Source organism: Methylocystis sp. JR02, from assembly GCF_030063565.1.
Taxonomy (GTDB): domain Bacteria; phylum Pseudomonadota; class Alphaproteobacteria; order Rhizobiales; family Beijerinckiaceae; genus Methylocystis; species Methylocystis iwaonis.
The window spans coordinates 806,395-822,566 of sequence record NZ_JASIRC010000001.1; the positions used below are offsets into that span (position 1 = coordinate 806,395).

The window sequence follows — 16,172 nt, forward strand, 5'->3', positions numbered from 1 at the left end:
GTATGACAAGCGCCAATGCGAGCTATTCAAACGGAAATGATATCAGGCGTCGCGCTCGCAACGCGCGCGTCTCACGCATCCAAGCCGCGACCGTCGATCGCCCGATGCAGCGCGCGCCGTAACGGCATGTATTTCGGCGTGAGGATCGCGCCGTCGATCACTTCCAGGCGGCCGCAACGGTTCAGCGTATGCAGGCGGTTTCCCGGCCAATCTCCGCCCGGCCCGAGATGGGCGACAAGCGTTTGCCGGAAGGTGCGCGGGTCGAGCGCGTCGATGCGCATGATCGCCATCTCTTTGCCGTAGCCGCGCGCGCAGTCCTGCACGGGCCGCAACAGCGCGCCATTATGTGAAACGACCGCCCCGGCGGGCCGCGCGACGCGCGAATCGACCAGCACGGGCGACAGCTCATGGGCCTCCCATGGCCCAAAGAGGCTCGGCGCATGATGGATGGCGAGCGTGTCGGAGTAGCCTCCATAACCGTCGCGCACAACGGAGGTCATCCAATACCGGCCGCCGTGGCGGAAAATCGTGGCGTCGGCAGCCTCGACGCCTTCGACAAGCGTCGCCACCGGCTCCCATTTCGCCGGAAATTCCACGCAGCGGTAGAGCGTGATCGCGCCCGAGGCCGAAGCCTCCGGGACCATATAAAGCGCGCCATCCTCCTCGATGAGGAAGGGATAGGAGAGGTGCCAGGATTCGCTCAGGGCCTCGACGGGCGCGCCAGCAGGGCCGGTATCGTCGAAGGGCTGGAAGCATATGTCTCCAACGCCCCGGCGGTAATCGAGACGCTCGTAGAACACGCCCCTTTGGCCGCGCCAGTCGATCGGGAAGGGATCGGCGGCGAAGCTCGTCGTCTCATCCGGCAGGGTTCGCCATTTGCTCCCGGAGAGATCGCCGGTTTCGATGACGCCAGGACCGTCGACAAAGCGCCAGCCGATTCGCCAATGCGGCGAGTGGCAGCAAAGATGGTAGAGCCAGCGCGCGCATTCATGGGCGAGGTTGCATGCGGCGAAGGCCGCGAGCGCGCGCGGGCGTCTCTTGCTGTGGCTGGCGGAAGTCGCGACGGCGCTGTCCGGCGTCGCCAGCGCTTTTTCGATCAGCACGCAGATGCGTGAGTAAACGGCTTCCAGGCCGCCGATGAGACCGTCGGCGGCTTCGAAAGACGGAAGGCCCTCAACGAGTACAGCCCCCGTCGCGGCGTCCTCGACGGCGAGGGTCGGCGCGGCGCCCGAGAGTATGGCGGCGACGGCGCCTTGGTCCGTTTTCTGTCCGTCGTAAAGCGGGCGCAGAACGCGCGCGGCGCAGGTCAAAGAAGCGTCGCCGATGAGATCGATCGCAATATCGGGCCCGGACTCCGGAGGCGCGTTCTGCGGCATTACGTGCAGAAGGTCGCAGAGCGTCTCTTTGTTACGGCGCAGCAGCATGCGCTCGAGCGCGAGGAGCTGCGTCTGCGAGGCGGGACGATCGTCCGCCCGAGGGTCGAAATGGAAGGCGACTTCCGCTTGTGGCCAGCGCCGGGCCAGCGACTGCTGCAGGCGCTCGTGCCAGCGCATGAAGCGCGAGGCGGCGACGACGATGAGAATGCGGCGATAGGTCATGCAGAAGCTGCGAGGCGCACGTAATCCTCGATCATGGCGTCGAGGGGGTAGCGCTCGGTCAGGCGCCGCCCGACGGCGGTGAGCTTTGCGGAGAGTTCCGCGTCGGAGAGAAGACGCCGCGTCGCTGCCGCAAAAGCCTTCGTGTCGCGCGCGTCGACAAAGATGGCGCAAGGCTCGCCGTCTACTGCGAGCACCTCGCGCAAAACTTCGATGTCATTGACGACGACCGGGACGCCGGCCTGGGCCGCCTCTACCGGGGCGAGGCCGAATGTCTCGGCGGCGCTCGGGAAGACAAAACAGTCGAGCGACGCGAGAAACGCGCCCATTTGCGCGGTCCCGAGCTCGCCGAGGAAATGCACGCGATCGGCGACGCCGAGCGCGGCGGCGAGCGCTTCCAGATTGTCGCGCTCCTGTCCCTGGCCGGCGAGCGCGAGATGCTGATCCGGGTTTTCAACGAGCGTGCGTATCGCGAGATCGAGCTGCTTCAAATGATGCAGGCGCGCCGCGCAGCCGAGCAAGGGGACCTCCTGCGGCAAACCGAGCCGCGCGCGCGCTTGGGATTTGGCAAGCGGCGAGGACTTGTCGAAGAACCCATGATCGACGCGCGTCAGCAGCTTCGCATAGGGCGCGGGATAGTCACGATACTCCGCCTCGGTCTGCGCCGAATTGACGACGATATGATCGTAGAAGCCGAGCGCGCCCATGAATTTGTCGGCGAGCGCCACAGGGCCGGGGACGAGCTGCGCCGAGGTCAACTGATTGGCGATAACGACGGACTTGCCGGCAAGACGCGCGATCGGCGCGCCGATCAGATTCCCATAGTGCTGAAGGGTCACGACGGCGTCCGGCTTCTCGCGGCGAAACTCGCTGTAAAGCGCGCCGATCAGCTTCAGGACGCCAAAGGCGGTCGACGGCCGTTCTTTGGCGCAGAAGAAGACATTGGGGTCGGCGTCGAAGCTCTCGGTGCGTCGAAAGAAGAAAATCTGCCGCACCCGCCAGCCGCGCGCCGCAAAGCCATTGGCAAGCTGGCGGGCGATCTCCTGTGCGCCGGCGTTCTCCGCCTGTGTCTGGACGATGGCGACGGTCTTCTCTCGGGTGGGGCTCAAGAAATTTCGCTCGGTTGCATCGCGCGCGCTCGGGCGCAATCTGCCAGGGATGGACGCCTCTTGCGGGCGGGGGTGAGAAATCTTGGAAAAATTGCTAATTCACGAAGATGTATTTTTTCTTGAAAACGGCCCCCTTCTTTCCTGTATCAGAGGCGCTGAGCAGGCTCACGGAAAAGCGCCTTCCGCATTTTCAGGGAAATTCCTGCTAGATCGACGAATCTGACCAGCCCTTCGTATGGCGAGGCAACGACTGGCTGCATATGCGCCATCTGGCGCGAGGACGAAGGTTGCGGCGTATGAAGGTCGACGAGCTCTCTTTGAAACAGCGCGCTTTTATCGGCGGCGAATGGGTCGCAGCCAATAACGGCGCGGTTTTGGCGGTGACCAATCCCGCCACGGGCGAGACGCTCGGGACCGTGCCCGATATGGGCGCCGCCGAGACGCGGCAGGCGATCGAGGCGGCTTCCAGGGCGCTGCCGGTCTGGCGCGATCGTCCCGCGAAGGAGCGGGCGCAGATCATGCGCCGCTGGTTCGATCTGGTCATGGCCGAGCAGGAGCGCCTCGCGCACATCATCACGGCGGAGCAGGGCAAGCCGCTCTTCGAGGCGCGCGGCGAGATCGCCTATGGCGCCTCCTATATCGACTGGTTCGCCGAAGAAGGCCGCCGCGTCTATGGCGACATCGTGCCGGGCGGGATGGACAGGCGCCTCCTTGTCCTGAAGCAGGCGATCGGCGTCACGGCGGCCATCACGCCATGGAATTTTCCCTCGGGGATGCTGGCGCGCAAGGTTTCGGCGGCGCTCGGGGCCGGCTGCACGATGGTTGTGAAGCCGGCGGAGCTGACGCCCTTTTCCTCGCTCGCGCTGGCGGAGCTCGCTGAGCGCGCGGGCGTGCCGGCGGGCGTCATCAATGTGGTGACGGCGAAAGACCCTGTTCCCGTCGGGCAGGAGCTGACGCGCAATCCGATCGTGCGCAAGCTCACCTTCACGGGCTCGACGGAGGTCGGCAAGATTCTCCTCCGCCAGGCCGCGGACAATGTGCAGAAATGCTCGATGGAGCTCGGCGGCAATGCGCCGCTCATCGTCTTCGAGGACGCCGATCTCGATCGCGCCGTGAAGGGCGCCATCGCCACCAAATACAGGAACTGCGGGCAGACCTGCGTGTCGGCCAACCGCTTCCTCGTGCAGAAGAGCGTCGCCGACGCCTTCTCGCAAAAGCTCGCCGAGGCGGCGAGCGCCCTGGAGGTGGGCGCGGGCGTGCTGGAGGGCGTCGATGTCGGCCCGTTGATCGAGGAGGCGGCGGTCGAGAAGGTGGAGCGCCATATCGCCGACGCCGTGGCGCATGGCGCCAAAGTGCTGACCGGCGGCGCACGACATGCGCTCGGCGGCCTGTTCTTCCAGCCGACGGTGCTCGGCGACGTGCCTGCCGAGGCGCTGATCTTCCGCGAGGAGACCTTCGGCCCGGTCGCGCCGGTGATCGCCTTCGAGACGGAGGAGGAGGCGATCCGGCTGGCCAACGCCACGCCCTACGGCCTCTCGTCTTATTTCTACAGCAACGACGTTGCGCGCATTTTCCGCGTCGCCGAGAAGCTCGAATTCGGCATGGTGGGGGTGAACGAAAGCATCCTCACCTCGGAAGCCGCGCCTTTCGGCGGGATCAAGCATTCGGGCATGGGCCGCGAGGGCTCGCGCTATGGCATCGACGATTATCTAGAGATGAAATACGTCTGTATCGGCGGCATGTAAGCCGCCCTTACAGCGCCTTGCGGCAAACGATGCGGGTGACCGAGCCGCGCACGCCATAGCCGTCGTCGGTCTGGGTCAGCACCTCGTGGCAGCTCGCGGCGCTGGCGACGGCCACGGGCTGCGGGGCGGCTTCCGGGCGGACCTCCGCCTTTTCCTCGACCGGGAGGATGAAGGGCGCGACCGCCGAGACGCTGGCGCCGACAGCCGGGGCGGCGGGCGCGTGAAAATAGGCCTTGGCCGCCGCGAAGCTCACATCGGCGCCGAGGATCAAGAAAGCGATCTTCACCGCGACGGCGGCCCGCATCGGGCGCGAGGCGAATTTGCGGGAAAGCATCTCGCGGGTGGTTTCGGTGCGGTTCATGTCCAGGCCCCTTCTGTCTCTCATTCGATGAATGAGGTTTAGGGGCTCTGGAGCGGAAAGTTCGTGCGATGGCGCACAGGGCTTTTAGCCGGTCGCCCGGCGGATCAGGCTGGTGACGCCCCTCGTGCTTCGAGACGCCTGCTGCGCAGGCTCCTCAGCAGGAGGGGCTTTTTGTATCTGCGCCAAACACTTAGGCATCATCCTCAGGAGCGAGCGACGCTCGCGTCTCGAAGGACGAGGCCGCCTCGGAGGTTTGTAAACAAAAAGACCCGCCGGTCGCCCGGCGGGTCCGTATTTGCGAGGGCCGCAGGGCCCGACCAGGAATCCAGAGCCAGTAAAGGTCCGCCTCAGGCCCTGGGTTCCCGTCGGCGTGGCTCAGACGTCGAAGCCGCCGTCGCCGCCGTCGTCGTCGAAGCCGCCCCCGTCGTCATAGCCGGGGTCCGAGCTATAGCCCGCGTCGCTGACATTGCCCGAGTCGTCGTAGCCCGGGTCGTAGCCGGCGTCATAGGCTCCGGGGGCTCCGGGCTCGTCGCCGTAATAGTTGTTGACGATGGTCGTCTCGCCGGTGGGCGTGAAGCCCGAGCCGATGCCGAGATTGGCCATCCCGCCGACGCCCGAGCCATGGCTGAACAGGCTCCGGATGCCGTCCGCGAGCAGCACGCCCCCTGCGACGCCCGCCGCTGTCCCCAGCGCCCCGTGCAGGAAGCTGTTGCCGCCGCCGGCCGGCGCCTGCGGTTGCTGCTGGCCCCATCCCTGCGGGGCGTAGCCGCCCGCAACGGGATTACGGCCGCCCTGAGGCGGCGCGCCCCACGGTCCGCTCGGCGCGGCCTGAGGCGGCGGCGGAGCCTGCCGCTGCTGACCGCCGCCGAAGAGGCCGCCGAGAAAACCGCCGGCGGGCTTCGACTGCAATTCCTTCACCTGTGCTTCGAGCGCCTGGATGCGCGCATTGGCGCCCTGCAGGGCCTGGTCCTGCACAATCACCGTCTGCGCCAGAAGATAAGGCGCGGCCGGCTGCTGCTTGACCTGCTCGCTGATGAAAGTTTCCGCCTCCTGGTCGCGTGGACCGTTGGCGGCGCTCTTCGTGCGCTCGAACAGCCCGACGAGCAGTTGACGTTCTTCCGGTGACATCAGTCTCTCCACATAGGAACCGGCCCGAAAGGCGCGGCGAGTTGAATATGGGGGAAGGCGGCGCGCCCGCCAAGTGCGGCCGCCAGCGCCGCCGTGTTAAAGTTTTGCAAGATGGCGGGGCTGAAAGTCCGACCGGGAAGCCAGAGCCACAAAAGCGCTGGTTTCGCCCAGAGCCCGTCAGTGCGAACAAAGCGAAGCAATCCAGGGCGACGATGCGGCCCTGGATTGCTTCGTCGGCTCCGCCTCCTCGCAATGACGGCGGTGGTTTCCTGTGTGTCCAAACGGCGCGAGCGTCGCGAATATCACTCGCCCGCAAGCGCCATATCGTCCCGGTGGATGATCTCGTCCGGGCCCTTGAAGCCCAGGATCGACTCGATGTCCCTGGTCGAGCGGCCGATGATTTTCGCCGCGTCGAGGGCGTCATAGGTCACGAGGCCCCGTCCGATCTCCCCGCCGCGATGATCGCGGATCACAATGCAATCGCCGCGCGCGAAGCCGCCTTCGAGGCGCGTGACGCCCGCCGGCAGCAGGCTCGCGCCGGCAAGAAGCGCCCTGGCCGCGCCCTCGTCGATATGCGCCGCGCCCTTGGGCTCGAGCGAGCCGGCGATCCATTTCTTGCGGGCCGTCACCGGGTTCGACGGCGTGAGGAACCAGGTGCAGCGTTCGCCCTTGGCGATGCGCTCGATCGGCGCCTCGGCGCGCCCGTCCGCGATGACCATATGCGCGCCGCCGGTGGTGGCGATCTTCGCCGCTTCGATCTTGGTGCGCATGCCGCCGCGCGAATATTGCGAGGCGGCGCCGCCGGCCATGGCCTCGATTTCCGCCGTCACGCGCGGCACGACCGGAATATGCCGGGCGCTGGGGTCGGAGGCGGGCGGGGCGGTGTAGAGACCGTCGACGTCGGAGAGCAGCACGAGAAGATCGGCGCTCGCCATGGTGGCGACGCGGGCGGCGAGCCGATCATTGTCGCCATATCGGATTTCGGCCGTCGCGACCGTGTCGTTTTCGTTGATCACCGGCACGGCGCGCAGCGACATGAGCCGGTTGAGGCATTCGCGCGCATAGAGATAACGGCGGCGCTCTTCCGTATCGCCGAAGGTGACGAGCACCTGTCCGGCGATCAGGCCGCGCTCGTGCAGCGCCTCGGCCCAGAGGCGGGCGAGGGCGATCTGCCCGATGGCGGCCGCCGCCTGGCTGTCTTCCAGCGGCAGCGCGCCGTTCGGAAAGCCGAGCACGCTGCGCCCCAGCGCCACGGCGCCGGAGGAAACGACCAGAACGTCGGCGCCGCCCCGGTGCAGGGTCGCAATGTCGTCCGCGAGCCGAGTCAGCCAGCGCCGCTTCGCCGCCGCTTCCTTGGGATCGACGAGGAGGGACGAGCCGACCTTGACGACGATGCGGCGGAAGGAGGCGATGTCGGGCGCGCGATAGGTCATAGGCTCAGGGGAACGATGCCGCGGGAAGCGCGAGAGTTAGCTCAAGGGGCGGGTGGCTGCAAATGGGCGCGACGGGGCAGCGCTCCGAATTGGGGTTAACCAGCAGAGATGCTCCGCTCCGCCGTCATGGCCGCGCTTGCCGCGGCCATCCACGCCGCGCCGACCCGGAAAGCTGAGAGCATGAGCCGGAATAACGCCGCGTCTTCTTCTCCCCGCGTGTCGCAATGTCCTGGCGTGGATGCCCGCGACAAGCGCGGGCATGACGCGGTTGCGCAGTTTGTTAACCCCGATTCCGAGCGCCGCGGCGGGCGGCGCGCACCCAAAACGAGGACGGCGGCTTGCCGCCGCCGTACGTTCCAAATCTTGGTTCCGCGAGCGACTCAGGTCACTGCGGCTTTTTCTCGGTGGCGTCTTTCACGCATTTCTTCGTGAAGCTCGTCTTGGCGGCGCCGGCGAGCTTCTTCTCCGCGGCCGCCGTGTTGCAGGAGGCGGTCGCTGCGTCGCGTTCGCACTTCTTCAGGAAGCTGTTGAGCGCCGCGCCAGCCAGTTTCTTGGCGGAAGCCTGCGCCGGGCAATCGGGCGCCGCTGGCGCGGCTTCCTGGGCGAGAGCGAGCGGCGCCAGCAAGGCAGCGCCGAGGGCGCAGGTCGTGGCCAATACGAATTTCTTCATAGGCAACCTCCCAAAATTTCGTAGCTCTTGCGCCGGATAACGCTTCCCGAAGATAGGATCGCCCCTTCCTGGAGCAAGCCCGCGCCCGGGTGGCGGGGGAGGGTTGGGCGGGAGGGCGCCGCCCTGCTAGGATGGCGCAGTTTCATAAAGGCGACGAGATCAGCGATGTTGACGAAGGACTTATTGCCGGGCGTGCCGTTGATCGAGAGCCCCTTTTTCGCCCGGGACATTTCGTCGCTGCCGGAAAGCTATCAGCTCATCGCGCAGCAATTGCACGACCATGGTTTCGCGGTCGTCGACTTTCCCGACGCTCGATTCGACGAAAAAGCCGAGGCGATCAAAAACCGTCTGGCGGCGCGTTTCGGATGGTCAGACCCCGCCGCCTGCCCGATGAGCGCGCGCATCCAGGACGCCTGGGAGTTCGACCAGGACGTGCGCGACATCGCCTGCAACGACGCCATTCTCGATCTTCTTTCCGCCCTCTACGGAAAGAGGGCGTTTCCCTTTCAAACGCTGAATTTCCCGATCGGCACGCAGCAGCCCGCGCATAGCGACCATATTCACTTCAGCGCCATCCCTGAGCGCTTCATGTGCGGGGTCTGGGTCGCCCTCGAGGACGTGGGTGCGGATGCGGGGCCGCTTTACTATTATCCCGGCTCGCATGTCTGGCCGAGCTACGGCAATGAGCACATCGGCGTGTCGCTCGCGAATGACCCGCCCGACGCCGCCGTGCGGAAGTTCGTCCATCTGCATGACGCGCTGCCGAAAGCTCTGGGCGTCGAGCGGCAGACCTTTCTCGCGCGCAAGGGACAGGCGCTGATCTGGGCCTCGAACCTCCTGCACGGCGGCGCGCCGCGCGTTGACGCCGCCCGATCGCGCTGGAGCCAGGTCACGCATTATTTCTTCGAGGGCTGCCGCTATACGACGCCGCTGAAAAACGACGCAATGGTCGGAAAAACCATCAGGCGGCGGGTGAAAGATGTGCGAAAGGAGAGCGGGCTCTCCGGCGTGCGCGTCGACGGAAGCTCGCTCGCGCAACAGATCATGTCGGCATTCGCGAATAGGCGAAATCCGAAGGATTAGAAGAAGAAGCCCCAAACGATACCACGCGCGGCCATTCAAGCCGTGGAGGATGGGCCGCCCTGGGCAGCCTGAAACTGGACGAGATCGGCCGTCGAATATTCGCTTTGCACGTCGCAGTTCGGGCAGGCCGTCGTGAAGGACGCCGAGCCCGATAGTTCGAGCGGCGCCCCATCCGACGGGTCATTGAGGACGGCGAAATGCTGCCGGCAGCGCTTGCAGGCGAAGCCGAGATACCATCCCCCCGGAACGAGGCCCGGCAATGCGATCGGCGCATAGGCGCCTGTGAAGTGGATGCCTTGGGCCATGGGGACGCCTTTCGTCTTGCCGCCTGCAAGAAATCTGGCGCTCCGCGCGCGGGGCGCAATATGCATGCGCCCTGCTTCGCCAACACGCGCCGCCTGGCCGGGCGCAGCCGGATGTAAGTTGAGGCAGAGAGATTGCCAGCCCCATGCGAGGGCCGGGCGCAGTGTCGGTCTGGATGGGGAGGCGAGGGCGGGGCATTACCCCGAGGACGCATTGGGTGCCGCTACTGTTGGGCCGCCGCGCGCATATTTGATTTAATGGCAGGAGTGGAGGGGCTCGAACCCCCAACCCCCGGTTTTGGAGACCGGTGCTCTACCAGTTGAGCTACACTCCTGCGTGCGCCAGTCGGCGCGCGCCTCTCATGCCGCAACAGCGCCGCCGACGCAAGCGTGTTTTGATCTTATGATCAGGAATTTCCGCCTGCGAGCAAAGTGACGGCCCGGCGGTTCTGCGACCAGCAGGAAATATCGTCGCACACCGCGACCGGGCGCTCCTTGCCGTAGCTCACCGTGCGGATGCGCGAAGCGGAGACGCCGCGCGAGATCAGATAGTTCTTGGCGACCTCGGCGCGGCGGGCGCCCAGCGCGAAATTATATTCGCGCGTGCCGCGTTCGTCGGCGTGGCCTTCGACGGCGAAGCTGTAGCGGCCGTAGCGATTGAGCCACTCCGCCTGACGGTCGAGCGTGGATTGGGCGGTTGCGGTCAAATCGGTCGAGTCCGTCTCGAAGAAAACGCGATCGCCGACGTTGGTCGCAAAGTCCTGCGCGCTGCCCGGGGTCGCGACGCCGTTGCGGGCAATCCCGCCGCGGCCGCCCGCGCCCCCCGCGAGGTCGGCGCCGGCCTCGTCCGCCGCATTTTTCGCGCAGGCCGTCATGGCCAGGGCCGCCGTCATGGCGACAGCGAATTTGGCGCAGCGGGCGCCAGCAGAAAGGATCATCGAGGAACTCCTGTTACGGTAAACCAACTGCGGATAGTGCTAGTCCCGCATGGTTAAGCGAAGGTTCCGGCAACCTTAATCGAAGGTGTGGAAATCCCGTGGCATTCGATCGAATTCGCCTCATCCTTACTAAAAAGTTAAATGGTTAACGAAATATGAACGGCCGCGCTCGGGCTCGCCGCGGCCATCGCCCGGCCCTCGGCGCGCGACAAAGTCACGGTGACTTTTGTCAAAAAGCCCCAGTGTCCCTGCCTAGAACCCGCCATCGTTCTTGCCGGCGGCCCCGGTCTGACTATCATTATCCATCGGCGGCGAGTCGGGAGGACAAGATGAATGAGGGAATAGCGCCGTTCTTCACGCCGCTCACCCTGATCCTGGGCGGCGGCCTGCTCGTCATCGGCGTTTTCTCGCTCTTCGATGTCCATTTCCTGAAGTCCAAGACACAGGAAAGGCTCGCTCTTGTTTTCGGCCTCGTCTTTATTCTCGCCACGGAAGCGATGTTCGTCACGAGCGACATCAGCGGGCGCTATTTCGAAGGTCAGAAGATCGACGTCACGGACTGCGAGTTCCAGGTCGAGCGCGATAATCCATTGGAACGGCGCGACAATCCCCGGTTGATCCACCAAAAGATCAGAGCCTGCATGGATACTCTCGGCTACGACTGGACCGACGTCCACGAGCATTGCCAGGAGGCCAAGGTCTCCACCAATGTCTTTTGCTATTTGCCGCGGTCGGCCATGCAGCGCGAGATCGTCGCTTTCCAGATGCGCTTCGAATAGCAGCGTCGGTCATTCCCGGCGGGCTGAAAGCCCGACCGGGAATCCAGAGCCGCAAGAGCGCTGATTCTGCTCTGGATTCCCGCTCGCTTCGCGAGCGTCGGGAATGACGCGAGATCCGCTCGATTGGTTCGGCGCCATCCCCCGACGCTCGCCGTTTGGACACGCAGGAAACCACCGCCGTCATTGCGAGGAGGCGGAGCCGACGAAGCAATCCAGGGCCGCATCGCCGCCCTGGATTGCTTCGCTTCGCTCGCAATGACGGGCTTAGCTCAAAAGAGCGAGCCCTGATCGCCACCCGGCGTCTTGCGGGGTTTCTTCCGTACGGACGGCGTTGTCGGCGCGTCGGCTTCTCCGGCCCGCGCGGCGATGCGGCCGTCAGCGAATTCGATGGTCAGCGCGGCGCCCGCCGGGGCCTGCGCGACGCTGCGGACAAGCGCGTCGCTCTCGTCGCGCACCAGCGCGAAGCCTCGGGCCAGCACGGCTTTGTGACTGAGCGAATCCTGCAGGCGCGCAAGCCGCTCCAGGCGCTCATTCTTGCGCGCGATCAGCGCCGCGATCGCCTGCGGGAGCCTTGCGGCGGCGCTTTCCATGCGCCGCCTTGCCCCCTTGTTCTCGTGATGCGCCAGCGCCACGCGGGCGTCGAGGCCGGCCTTCAGCCGCGCGCCCAGGCCCCGGAGTTTCTCTTTCTGGCCGGCCAGCTCCGCCTGCGGCGAATGGCGCGACAGCACGTGCGCGAGCCGCGCGAGCTGGAGGCGCCGGCCGTCCTGACGCGCCCGCAGCGTCGCGCGCAGGCGCTCCGAGGCGCGGTCGAGCCGCTGGCGCGGCGTCTGCAGCAATTGCTCGGGCGCTGGCAGCAGGCGCGCGAAGGTCGCGAGCTGCAGGCGGCGTTGCTCGACGGCCCGCGTCTTCGCCATCGCAAGTCGTCGCGCCCGCGCCGCGAGATGCTCGGCCAGCTCGGCGCGCACCGGCACGGCTTTCTCGGCCGCGCCCGTGGGCGTCGGCGCGCGCAGATCGGCGACGAAGTCGATCAGCGTGGTGTCGGTCTCATGGCCAATGGCGGAGATCAGGGGAATGGCGCTGGCGGCGGCCGCGCGCACGACGATCTCCTCGTTGAAGCTCCACAAATCCTCGAGCGAGCCGCCGCCGCGCGCGACGATGAGAACGTCCGGGCGCGGCACAGGGCCGTCGACCGGCAAGGCGTTGAAGCCGTCGATCGCCGCCGCCATTTCGGCCGCCGAGGTCTCGCCTTGCACCCGCACCGGCCAGACCAGCACATGGCGCGGGAAGCGGTCGTTCAGCCGGTGCAGAATGTCGCGTATGACGGCGCCGGTCGGCGAAGTCACGACGCCGACGACCTTGGGCAGAAAGGGTAGGGGGCGCTTGCGCGATTCGTCGAACAGCCCCTCGGCCGCGAGCTTCTTGCGCCTCTCGTCGAGCAGCGCCATCAGCGCCCCGACGCCCGCCGGCTCCAGCGATTCGATGACGATCTGATAGGAGGATTTGCCGGGGAAGGTGGTGATGCGCCCGGTGGCGACGACTTCCAGACCTTCCTGCGGCCGGGTCCGCAGGCGCATGAAGGTCCCCTTCCAGATCACGGCGTCGAGCCGCGCGCCCTGATCTTTCAGGCAGAAATAGGCGTGGCCGGAGGCGTGCGGCCCGCGATAATTCGAGATTTCGCCGCGCACCCGCACCCGGCCGAACCGGTCCTCGACCGTGCGTTTGAGCGCATTGGCGAGTTCCGTGACGCTGATTTCCGGGGCGTTGGTGAGGGGGCCGTCGGAGGCGGGGATGTCGGGGTCGGACAAGGGCATCTTTGCAATATAGCTGGATATGCAGCGCGCCTGAAGGCGCGCGGTCCAATGGGCGCCCGGACCGCGCGCCTTCAGGCGCGCATCACGCTCGCAGAAGACCAGGGCCAATCACCGGGAGTCGAAGCCAACCCCGCGACGACTGGATTATTCTCCACATAGCTGATCGTGGCCCCGAGATCGCTTTCATCCCTAATGTAACGGTCGAAATAGTCAGGCGCCCAAACCGCCCCACGCCTTCCATTGGCGCGGTTGATTTGTGCTGCGCTGAACGCCTTCCAACTGCGAACGAGGCCGCCGAGCGGGAAGCCTGCAAAGGCTTCCACGACGACATGGACATGATTGGGCATGACGCACCAAGCGAGCAGGCGGTAGCGGACCTGGTCGAAATGAAGAATCGCGCCTTGAACGATTATCGCCGCTTGTGGATCAGCGAGCGGCAGGGGGCCACGACAGCGGTCGAGCGCGGCGTCGATTGTCTCACGCCTACGATCCACGCTGGCGGGGAGGGCGTCGACCACGGCTTTCGGGAGGCTGCCCAGCGTTCTGAAGACGATGTGCTGAACTTTCGGGGGAATCGAAATGCGGAAGATAGCCGCGCGAATGCCAGCCTTTGTGATCGCCGGTCATGACAATAGCTTTTTGCAGCGCGCCTGAAGGCGCGCGGTCCAAATTGGCGCGCACAACAAAAAACGGCGCGGGGAGCGCCCGCGCCGTTTGAGGAGGATCAGTATTTCCGCACCAGTGGCGGCATCGGCGGCGGCGCCATCATCGGCACTGGCGTGAGTGAGGGAATGATGTAGCGGAAGCCGACCCGCACGTCGTTGGAGGCGACGTTGAAGGAGTGGCGCTCGCCGAAGCAGGGCAAAGCGTTGCAGGAGATCGGACCGCTCGTGATCTTGCCCATGTCGAGGTAGCGATACGCCACTTCGAGCCGCAGGTTCGGCGTCACCGCGAAGGCGAGGCCGCCTGTCACCTGCCAGGCGAAATTCGTCGCATTCGTATCGGCGGCGACGCCATAGCCGCCATTGGCGACGCCGAAGCCGACATCCGTGAGGCCGGAGAAATTGTGGAAGGCCGCGCCGACGCCGCCGCCGATGAAAGGCGTCAGCCCATACCAGGTGCCGAGATCGACATAGGCGTTCGCCAGGAACAGGGCGGTGCCCAGATTGGCGTTGTAATTGTCGAAGCCGCTACACGCCGAGCCGCAGCCCGGGAAGGCGAAGAAATTCGTGGCGCGATAGGCGGATTGGATGCGGTATTCGCCGGTCAGATCGAAGCGAACCCAACTGTTGAACTGGTAGCCGACGCCTGCGCCCGCGAACGCCGTGTCCCCGATGCTTCGGTGAGTGTTCCAGACCGGACCGGCGGGGATCACCACATTTCCGGCGCCGTCGATGCCCGGGCGTAGCGAATAGTTCCAATCGGAAATCTGCGTCGCGCCGACGCCCACATCGCCGCGCAGGTACCAGCCTCCGAGATCGACGGGCGGCGGCGGTTCGATCGGCGGTGGCGGCGGCAGCAGATCGGCGGCGTTTGCGCCAGCGGTCGCGCCGGCGAGAACTGCGGCCGCAAAAAGGAGGGCGAATATACGGCCCATGATTACTTCCCCTTTACGTAAAGAGGGCCGCGAAGCGGACCCGTGGCGCGTAGCCATCGGGCGTAAACATGACCGAAACCGCTTAAAGGCGAGTTAACCTTACCACTTAACCCAAAATACCGGCGGTTTGGCTAATTCTGTAAAGCATAACGGCTTTTAAAAGGCGGCGCGGGGCGTCTCCCACATCCCGCGCCCGCTTTTTCTCTCAGGCCGCTTCCGCGGGCTCCTTCAGCGCGTCGCAGACCTGCGCGACCAGCGTCTCGACGAGATCGCGATCATCGCCCTCGGCCATGACCCGGATCACCGGCTCCGTGCCGGAGGGGCGCACGATCAGGCGCCCGGCGTTGCCGAGCCGCGCGCGCGCCGAGTCGATCGCCACGACGACCGACTTCTTCTCGAGCATCACCTTCTGCGCGCGGACATTCTTCAGCACCTGCGGCAAGGGCTCGAAACAATGGCAGATTTCGCTCACGCGCCGGTTCTTGCGCTTGACCTCGGCGAGCACCTGCATGGCGGTCACAAGTCCGTCGCCGGTCGTCGAATAATCGGAGAGGATGACATGCCCCGACTGTTCGCCGCCGACATTGTAGCCCTCCTTGCGCATGCGTTCGATCACATAGCGGTCGCCGACGGCGGTGCGCTCCAAGGTCAGGCCCATGGCGCCGAGATGGCGCTCGAGGCCCAGATTGGACATGATCGTCGCGACGATGCCGGGCTTTGCGAGCAGCCCCTGGTCGCGCCAGCTTCGCGCGACGACCGCCATCACCTGATCGCCGTCGATCACGGCGCCGGTTTCGTCGACGAGGATCACGCGGTCGGCGTCGCCGTCGAGCGCAATCCCGACGTCGGCGCGCAATTCGCGCACCTTCTCGCGCAGCGCCTGCGGCGAGGTGGAGCCGACGTCGCGGTTGATATTAAAGCCGTCCGGCTCCACGCCGATCGAGATCACTTCGGCGCCCAGCTCCCAAAGCGCTTCCGGCGCGACCTTATAAGCGGCGCCATTGGCGCAATCGACCACGACGCGCAGGCCTTCGAGGCTCAGATTGCGCGGCAGCGTATGTTTGGCGAATTCGATATAGCGCGCCCGGGCGTCGTCGATGCGGCGGGCGCGGCCGAGCTGGGTGGAGGCCGCGAGCTTGCGGCCGAGATCGCTGTCGAGGAGCGTTTCGATCTCGCTTTCGATCTCGTCGGAGAGCTTGTGCCCGTCCGGCCCGAAGAGCTTGATGCCATTGTCCTCGAAGGAATTGTGCGAGGCGGAGATCATCACGCCGACATCGGCGCGCATGGAGCGGGTGAGCATGGCGACGGCGGGCGTCGGCATCGGGCCGAGCAGCAGCGTGTCCATGCCGACCGAGGCGAAGCCGGCGACGAGCGCATATTCGATCATATAGCCGGAGAGCCTTGTGTCCTTGCCGATGACCACCCGATGGCGGCCCTCGCCGCGCTGGAAAATGAGGCCGGCCGCTTGTCCGACCTTGAGCGCCAGTTCGGGCGTTATCTTGACGTTGGCGAGGCCGCGAATGCCGTCCGTTCCGAAATAATGACGCGCCATCTGTATTCCTTTTCGTGGGATAAGCGCACAAGGTCACGCAAAGTTGGGCTTCGATGTGGCCAAAACATT

15 protein-coding genes and 1 tRNA gene are annotated in these 16,172 nt (G+C 65.7%); 3 read left to right on the forward strand and 13 right to left on the reverse strand.

Going from position 1 to position 16,172, the window contains the following annotated elements:
- Window positions 1–71: 71 nt before the first annotated feature.
- Window positions 72–1,598, reverse strand: a complete 1,527-nt coding sequence (locus QNA11_RS03725) for a glucosamine inositolphosphorylceramide transferase family protein (protein ID WP_283482008.1) — start codon at window positions 1,596–1,598, stop codon at window positions 72–74.
- Window positions 1,595–2,704 (reverse strand): glycosyltransferase family 4 protein, encoded by a 1,110-nt coding sequence (locus QNA11_RS03730; protein WP_283482009.1) that lies wholly within the window; start codon window positions 2,702–2,704, stop codon window positions 1,595–1,597. The genes QNA11_RS03725 and QNA11_RS03730 overlap by 4 nt, the downstream gene beginning before the upstream one ends.
- A gap of 296 nt (window positions 2,705–3,000) precedes the next feature.
- On the opposite strand from QNA11_RS03730, the gene QNA11_RS03735 reads away from it, so the two are divergent.
- Window positions 3,001–4,449, forward strand: a complete 1,449-nt coding sequence (locus QNA11_RS03735; protein WP_283482010.1) for an NAD-dependent succinate-semialdehyde dehydrogenase — start codon at window positions 3,001–3,003, stop codon at window positions 4,447–4,449.
- Window positions 4,450–4,456: 7 nt separating this feature from the next.
- Here the strand turns inward: QNA11_RS03735 and QNA11_RS03740 are convergent, their stop codons facing one another.
- The 4 genes from QNA11_RS03740 to QNA11_RS03755 form a co-directional block, all read right to left on the reverse strand.
- The gene (locus tag QNA11_RS03740; protein ID WP_202071945.1) at window positions 4,457–4,810 is read right to left on the reverse strand and encodes a hypothetical protein; all 354 of its coding nucleotides are present in this window, start codon (window positions 4,808–4,810) and stop codon (window positions 4,457–4,459) included.
- Between the two features lie 375 nt (window positions 4,811–5,185).
- Window positions 5,186–5,938: a DUF2076 domain-containing protein gene (locus QNA11_RS03745; RefSeq protein ID WP_283482011.1), complete on the reverse strand. Its 753-nt coding sequence runs from the start codon at window positions 5,936–5,938 to the stop codon at window positions 5,186–5,188.
- 302 nt (window positions 5,939–6,240) lie between these two features.
- A complete protein-coding gene (gene proB, locus QNA11_RS03750) occupies window positions 6,241–7,371 on the reverse strand; it encodes a glutamate 5-kinase (protein ID WP_202071943.1) in 1,131 nt (376 codons plus the stop codon).
- A 385-nt stretch (window positions 7,372–7,756) separates the two neighbouring features.
- Window positions 7,757–8,041 carry a hypothetical protein gene (locus QNA11_RS03755; RefSeq protein ID WP_283482012.1) on the reverse strand — a complete coding sequence of 95 codons (285 nt, stop codon included), beginning with the start codon at window positions 8,039–8,041 and terminating at the stop codon, window positions 7,757–7,759.
- A 165-nt stretch (window positions 8,042–8,206) separates the two neighbouring features.
- On the opposite strand from QNA11_RS03755, the gene QNA11_RS03760 reads away from it, so the two are divergent.
- Window positions 8,207–9,124, forward strand: a complete 918-nt coding sequence (locus tag QNA11_RS03760; RefSeq protein WP_283482013.1) for a phytanoyl-CoA dioxygenase family protein — start codon at window positions 8,207–8,209, stop codon at window positions 9,122–9,124.
- A gap of 35 nt (window positions 9,125–9,159) precedes the next feature.
- On the opposite strand, the gene QNA11_RS03765 is transcribed toward QNA11_RS03760, so the two are convergent.
- From QNA11_RS03765 to pal, 3 genes are all read right to left on the reverse strand, one after another.
- Complete coding sequence (locus QNA11_RS03765; RefSeq protein ID WP_202071941.1) at window positions 9,160–9,429, reverse strand: hypothetical protein; 270 nt, start codon at window positions 9,427–9,429, stop codon at window positions 9,160–9,162.
- A gap of 256 nt (window positions 9,430–9,685) precedes the next feature.
- Window positions 9,686–9,761, reverse strand: a tRNA-Trp gene (locus QNA11_RS03770).
- A gap of 72 nt (window positions 9,762–9,833) precedes the next feature.
- Window positions 9,834–10,364: a peptidoglycan-associated lipoprotein Pal gene (gene pal / locus QNA11_RS03775; RefSeq protein ID WP_281927938.1), complete on the reverse strand. Its 531-nt coding sequence runs from the start codon at window positions 10,362–10,364 to the stop codon at window positions 9,834–9,836.
- A 329-nt stretch (window positions 10,365–10,693) separates the two neighbouring features.
- Here pal and QNA11_RS03780 point away from each other — a divergent pair, with 329 nt between their 5' ends.
- Complete coding sequence (locus tag QNA11_RS03780) at window positions 10,694–11,143, forward strand: hypothetical protein (protein WP_202071939.1); 450 nt, start codon at window positions 10,694–10,696, stop codon at window positions 11,141–11,143.
- A 269-nt stretch (window positions 11,144–11,412) separates the two neighbouring features.
- On the opposite strand, the gene xseA is transcribed toward QNA11_RS03780, so the two are convergent.
- The 4 genes from xseA to glmM all read right to left on the reverse strand — a co-directional run bounded on the left by xseA (window position 11,413) and on the right by glmM (window position 16,103).
- A complete protein-coding gene (xseA, locus tag QNA11_RS03785; protein WP_502867511.1) occupies window positions 11,413–12,954 on the reverse strand; it encodes an exodeoxyribonuclease VII large subunit in 1,542 nt (513 codons plus the stop codon).
- Between the two features lie 71 nt (window positions 12,955–13,025).
- A complete protein-coding gene (locus QNA11_RS03790) occupies window positions 13,026–13,472 on the reverse strand; it encodes an REP-associated tyrosine transposase (protein WP_283482015.1) in 447 nt (148 codons plus the stop codon).
- Between the two features lie 206 nt (window positions 13,473–13,678).
- Complete coding sequence (locus tag QNA11_RS03795; RefSeq protein WP_283482016.1) at window positions 13,679–14,551, reverse strand: outer membrane protein; 873 nt, start codon at window positions 14,549–14,551, stop codon at window positions 13,679–13,681.
- Window positions 14,552–14,756: 205 nt separating this feature from the next.
- On the reverse strand, window positions 14,757–16,103 hold the full coding sequence (glmM, locus tag QNA11_RS03800; protein ID WP_202071935.1) for a phosphoglucosamine mutase: 1,347 nt from the start codon (window positions 16,101–16,103) through the stop codon (window positions 14,757–14,759).
- Window positions 16,104–16,172: the final 69 nt, after the last annotated feature.

Excerpts from the sequence above, each read along its gene's own strand:
- QNA11_RS03725 (WP_283482008.1), bottom strand. The coding sequence starts at position 1,598 with ATGACCTATCGCCGCATTCTCATCGTCGTCGCCGCCTCGCGCTTCATG.
- QNA11_RS03735 (WP_283482010.1), top strand. The coding sequence starts at position 3,001 with ATGAAGGTCGACGAGCTCTCTTTGAAACAGCGCGCTTTTATCGGCGGC.
- QNA11_RS03740 (WP_202071945.1), bottom strand. The coding sequence starts at position 4,810 with ATGAACCGCACCGAAACCACCCGCGAGATGCTTTCCCGCAAATTCGCC.
- QNA11_RS03745 (WP_283482011.1), bottom strand. The coding sequence starts at position 5,938 with ATGTCACCGGAAGAACGTCAACTGCTCGTCGGGCTGTTCGAGCGCACG.
- proB (WP_202071943.1), bottom strand. The coding sequence starts at position 7,371 with ATGACCTATCGCGCGCCCGACATCGCCTCCTTCCGCCGCATCGTCGTC.
- QNA11_RS03755 (WP_283482012.1), bottom strand. The coding sequence starts at position 8,041 with ATGAAGAAATTCGTATTGGCCACGACCTGCGCCCTCGGCGCTGCCTTG.
- QNA11_RS03760 (WP_283482013.1), top strand. The coding sequence starts at position 8,207 with ATGTTGACGAAGGACTTATTGCCGGGCGTGCCGTTGATCGAGAGCCCC.
- QNA11_RS03765 (WP_202071941.1), bottom strand. The coding sequence starts at position 9,429 with ATGGCCCAAGGCATCCACTTCACAGGCGCCTATGCGCCGATCGCATTG.
- pal (WP_281927938.1), bottom strand. The coding sequence starts at position 10,364 with ATGATCCTTTCTGCTGGCGCCCGCTGCGCCAAATTCGCTGTCGCCATG.
- QNA11_RS03780 (WP_202071939.1), top strand. The coding sequence starts at position 10,694 with ATGAATGAGGGAATAGCGCCGTTCTTCACGCCGCTCACCCTGATCCTG.
- xseA (WP_502867511.1), bottom strand. The coding sequence starts at position 12,954 with ATGCCCTTGTCCGACCCCGACATCCCCGCCTCCGACGGCCCCCTCACC.
- QNA11_RS03795 (WP_283482016.1), bottom strand. The coding sequence starts at position 14,551 with ATGGGCCGTATATTCGCCCTCCTTTTTGCGGCCGCAGTTCTCGCCGGC.
- glmM (WP_202071935.1), bottom strand. The coding sequence starts at position 16,103 with ATGGCGCGTCATTATTTCGGAACGGACGGCATTCGCGGCCTCGCCAAC.